The organism is Klebsiella sp. ME-303, assembly GCF_007910085.1.
Classification (GTDB): Bacteria; Pseudomonadota; Gammaproteobacteria; order Enterobacterales; family Enterobacteriaceae; genus Klebsiella; species Klebsiella michiganensis.
Genome location: NZ_VOJB01000077.1, coordinates 1 through 5,554, shown reverse-complemented (window position 1 = coordinate 5,554; position 5,554 = coordinate 1). Strand labels below are relative to the sequence as shown.

Below are 5,554 nucleotides of genomic sequence, written 5' to 3'. Positions count from 1 at the left end.
GTCTTTGTGGATTTAACAGACATTGTCCAGGTTTTATCTCCCTTATTACTTAAAATTTCCTCGCGAGGATAATTTATTTTTTATAAATAAACCATAGAAAATACATGGGGAATCCTTATAAAATATTTTAAAGTTTAAAAAAATAATTGTTTTTTCTCATGTCATTTATATGACTAATATCACAGATATTTTTCGGGTAGCGTTAAAATGGAGGTTTGGTGATATAAGAAATGTATTATCCATGATTTTATCTTCATTGTAATAACCGTGAGCAATCATTTTTCTTATGGTCTCTATTAACATCTCAAAATGTAAGTTTATTATTTTAAGTTATTGTAATTTGAGTAATTTAATTTATTACAGAATGTGATTTGATTATTTTGCTTTCACCTTGCGGGACTCCGTTAAGTGGTATATCTAATAAGATGCATAATTAAGAATTATCTCATACCTCTGACTGCGTCTTCATCTCAAGGGTGCAACCTGATGAAAAATATAAATGTGACAGTGAAAGAAACTGGTGCTGAATACACCGTCGATGGCAATCAAGTTAATCTCAATACGCAGTCAGTGGTTCTCCTGCACGTCAAGCGTGAGGATATTCGTTCATATACCCGACAAGGTAATGATCTTGTTCTAAAACTCCAAAACGGTGACACCGTTACAATTAAAAACTTTTTCGTTGTGGATGAGCATGGACAGCACAGTGATTTAGTTCTTATGGATGATGAGACCGGCGCGCTATGGTGGCTAGAAGGTGCGGGTACTGATGGGGCACACTATTCGCTGATTAGCGATCTTTCAGAAGTCATCGCGACCGGTGGCGCGGGACAAAGTATTGCCGGTTGGGTCATGGCTGGCGCGGCTTTGCTGGGTATTGCGGCAATGTTCGCCGGCACCTCAAACAAAGACCACCACTCTTCGGTTTCTGAAAGCGATTCTGATGCTGACAGTGATTCAGACTCCGACAGTGATACGGATGCTGACAGCGATAGCGACTCTGATTCAGACAGTGATTCTGATTCAGATAGTGATTCCGATTCTGACAGTGATTCCGACTCGGATTCAGATTCAGATAGTGATTCGGATGCTGACAGCGACGCGGATAGTGATTCTGATGCTGACAGTGACTCCGATACTGATACCGAGCTACCTACCGCGGCACAGAACATAGCGGTCATTGACAATGCGGGCCCCATCACCGGTGTGCTCCATTCTGGAGATGTCACTGACGATACGACCCCGGAGATTAAAGGGACAGCAGAGGCTGGGGCCACGATAACGATTTATGACGGCGATACCAAACTGGGTTCTGTCGTCGCGGATGAAAATGGCAACTGGAGCTTCACGTTACCGGAGCTGAGCGAGGGTTCCCATAGCCTGAGCGCGACGGTGACGGACAAAGCCGGCAACGTCAGCGAGCGTTCGCCGGCGTTTGAACTGACCATCGATACCACTGCGCCGGCAGCCAGCATTCCGCAGGTAACCGACAATGTTGCAGAGCACACCGGCCAACTGCAGAGCGGGGATCTGACCAACGATGCGACGCCCACCCTGAACGGCACGGCGGAAGCGGGATCCACGGTGACGATCTATGACGGCGACACCGTGCTGGGCACAGTGGTTGCCGGCGAGGATGGACGCTGGAGCTTCACGCCAGCTAGTCTGGAGGAAGGCGCCCACAGCCTGAGCACTACGGTAACGGACAAAGCCGGGAACGTGAGCGAACGTTCGCCGGCCTTTGAACTGACGGTAGACACTATAGTGAACCCGGTTAGCGATCTGCAGGTCACTGATAATGCAGGAGAAGACACGGGTACACTGAACAGCGGTAGCGTGACGGATGATGATACACCAACCTTGAGCGGTACGGCGGAAGCAGGTGCCACGATCACAATTTATGACGGTGATACCGTACTGGGCACCGCGATTGCGGACGAGGACGGACGCTGGAGCTTTACTACTGACGCACTGGCTGAAGGATCCCATAGCCTGAGCACCACGGTGACCGATCTGGCCGGCAACGTCAGCGAACGATCCCCGATATTTATATTAACTGTCGATCTTAGCGATGATACCGACTCCGACAGCGACTCGGATTCAGACAGTGACTCCGACTCGGACAGCGATGCTGACTCTGACAGTGATTCCGATTCTGACAGCGACTCGGATTCGGACAGTGATTCGGATTCGGACAGTGATTCGGATTCGGACAGTGACTCCGACTCGGATTCTGACAGCGATTCGGACTCGGACAGCGATTCTGATAGTGACAGCGATTCGGACTCTGACAGCGACTCGGATTCTGACAGCGACTCCGACTCGGACAGCGATTCTGATAGTGACAGCGATTCGGACTCCGACAGCGACTCGGACTCTGACAGTGATTCGGATTCGGACAGCGACTCTGACTCGGACTCTGACTCCGACAGCGATTCGGACTCCGACAGTGACTCGGATTCTGACAGTGATTCCGACTCCGACAGCGATTCGGATTCGGACAGCGATTCTGACTCTGACAGTGACTCCGACTCGGACAGCGATGCTGACTCTGACAGCGACTCGGATTCTGACAGCGACTCGGATTCTGACAGCGACTCGGATTCCGACAGTGACTCCGACTCGGACAGTGATTCCGACTCTGACAGCGACTCGGATTCTGACAGCGACTCGGATTCTGACAGCGACTCGGATTCCGACAGTGACTCCGACTCGGACAGTGATTCCGACTCCGACAGCGATTCGGACTCTGACAGCGATTCGGATTCAGACAGCGATTCTGACTCTGACAGTGACTCCGACTCGGACAGCGATGCTGACTCTGACAGCGACTCGGATTCTGACAGCGACTCGGATTCTGACAGTGACTCGGATTCTGATAGTGATTCCGACTCTGACAGCGACTCGGATTCAGACAGCGATTCTGACGCTGACAGTGACTCGGATTCGGACAGCGATTCGGACTCCGACAGTGACTCCGACTCTGACAGTGATTCGGACTCCGATAGTGACTCCGACTCGGATTCCGATAGTGACTCCGATTCCGACAGCGACTCCGATTCAGACAGTGATTCGGATTCTGACAGCGACTCGGACTCTGACAGTGATTCTGACTCGGACTCCGACAGTGATTCGGACTCCGATAGTGACTCGGACTCCGACAGTGATTCTGACTCGGACAGCGATTCTGACTCGGACTCCGACAGTGATTCGGACTCTGACAGCGATGCCGATTCAGACAGCGACTCGGATTCAGACAGCGACTCGGACTCTGACAGTGATTCGGATAGTGACAGCGATTCTGATTCTGACAGTGATTCCGATTCGGACAGCGACTCGGACTCCGACAGTGATTCTGACTCGGACTCCGACAGTGATTCGGACTCCGATAGTGACTCGGACTCCGACAGTGATTCTGACTCGGACAGCGATTCTGACTCGGACTCCGACAGTGATTCGGACTCCGACAGTGACTCGGATTCTGACAGCGACTCGGATTCGGACAGCGATTCGGACTCCGACAGCGATTCCGATTCAGACAGTGATTCCGACTCCGACAGCGATTCTGATAGTGACAGTGATTCCGACTCGGACAGCGACTCTGACTCTGACAGTGACTCGGATTCGGACAGTGATTCGGATAGCGACAGCGATTCGGATTCCGACAGTGATTCGGATTCAGACAGCGACTCGGATTCAGACAGCGATTCTGACTCTGACAGTGATTCGGATTCTGACAGCGATTCGGACTCTGACAGCGACTCCGATTCGGACTCTGACAGCGACTCGGATTCAGATAGTGACTCCGACTCTGACAGCGATTCGGACTCGGACAGCGACTCTGACTCTGACAGCGATTCTGACTCGGACAGCGACTCGGACTCCGACAGCGATTCCGACTCTGACAGCGATTCGGACTCTGACAGCGACTCCGATTCAGACAGTGATTCGGATTCAGACAGCGACTCGGATTCGGACAGTGATTCTGATTCAGACAGCGATTCCGACGCTGACAGTGATTCGGATTCAGACAGCGATTCTGATTCTGACAGTGACTCCGACTCGGACAGCGATGCTGACTCTGACAGCGACTCGGATTCGGACAGCGATTCGGACTCGGATAGCGATTCGGACTCGGATAGCGATTCAGACTCTGACAGCGATTCGGACTCTGACAGCGACTCTGACTCTGACAGTGACTCCGACTCTGACAGCGACTCGGATTCCGACAGTGACTCCGACTCCGACAGTGACTCCGACTCGGATTCCGACAGTGATTCCGATTCCGACAGCGATGCTGACTCTGACAGCGACTCCGATTCAGACAGTGATTCGGATTCAGACAGCGACTCGGATTCGGACAGCGACTCCGACTCTGACAGCGATTCCGATTCCGACAGCGATGCTGACTCTGACAGCGACTCCGATTCAGACAGTGATTCGGATTCAGACAGCGACTCGGATTCGGACAGCGACTCCGACTCTGACAGCGATTCCGATTCCGACAGTGATTCGGATTCAGACAGTGATTCGGATTCAGACAGCGACTCGGACTCTGACAGCGACTCCGACTCTGACAGCGATTCGGACTCTGACAGCGACTCCGATTCAGACAGTGACTCCGACTCTGACAGCGACTCGGACTCCGACAGTGACTCCGATTCCGACAGCGATTCCGACTCCGACAGCGATGCTGACTCTGACAGCGACTCGGATTCAGACAGCGATTCTGACTCTGACAGTGATTCGGACAGCGACTCGGATTCGGACAGCGATTCGGATTCGGACAGTGACTCCGACTCCGACAGCGATTCGGATTCTGACAGCGACTCCGACTCTGACAGCGATTCGGATTCAGACAGCGATTCTGACTCTGACAGTGACTCGGACTCTGACAGCGATTCCGACTCCGACAGCGACTCGGACTCTGACAGTGACTCGGATTCGGACAGCGACTCGGATTCGGACAGCGATTCGGATTCGGACAGTGACTCCGACTCCGACAGCGACTCGGACTCTGACAGTGACTCGGATTCGGACAGCGACTCGGATTCGGACAGCGATTCGGATTCGGACAGTGACTCCGACTCCGACAGCGATTCGGATTCTGACAGCGACTCCGACTCTGACAGCGATTCGGATTCCGACAGCGATTCGGACTCCGACTCTGACAGCGACTCGGACTCCGACAGCGACTCGGATTCAGATAGTGACTCCGACTCGGATTCAGACAGCGATTCCGATTCAGACAGTGACTCGGATTCCGACAGCGACTCGGATTCAGACAGCGACTCGGACTCTGACAGCGACTCGGATTCAGACAGCGACTCGGACTCTGACAGCGACTCTGACTCCGACAGTGACTCGGATTCTGATAGTGACAGTGATTCCGACTCTGACAGCGACTCGGACTCCGACAGCGATTCGGACTCCGACTCTGATAGTGATTCGGATTCCGACAGCGATGCCGATTCAGACAGCGATTCGGATTCCGACAGTGATTCCGACTCTGACAGCGATTCGGACTCTGACTCTGACAGCGACTCCGACTCCG

The 5,554-nt window shown here is 52.5% G+C and carries 1 protein-coding gene; it reads left to right on the top strand.

Going from position 1 to position 5,554, the window contains the following annotated elements:
• Positions 1 to 486: 486 nt before the first annotated feature.
• On the top strand, positions 487 to 5,554 hold a 5,068-nt coding region (locus FQK12_RS14435; protein ID WP_146295731.1), incomplete at its 3' end, for an Ig-like domain-containing protein.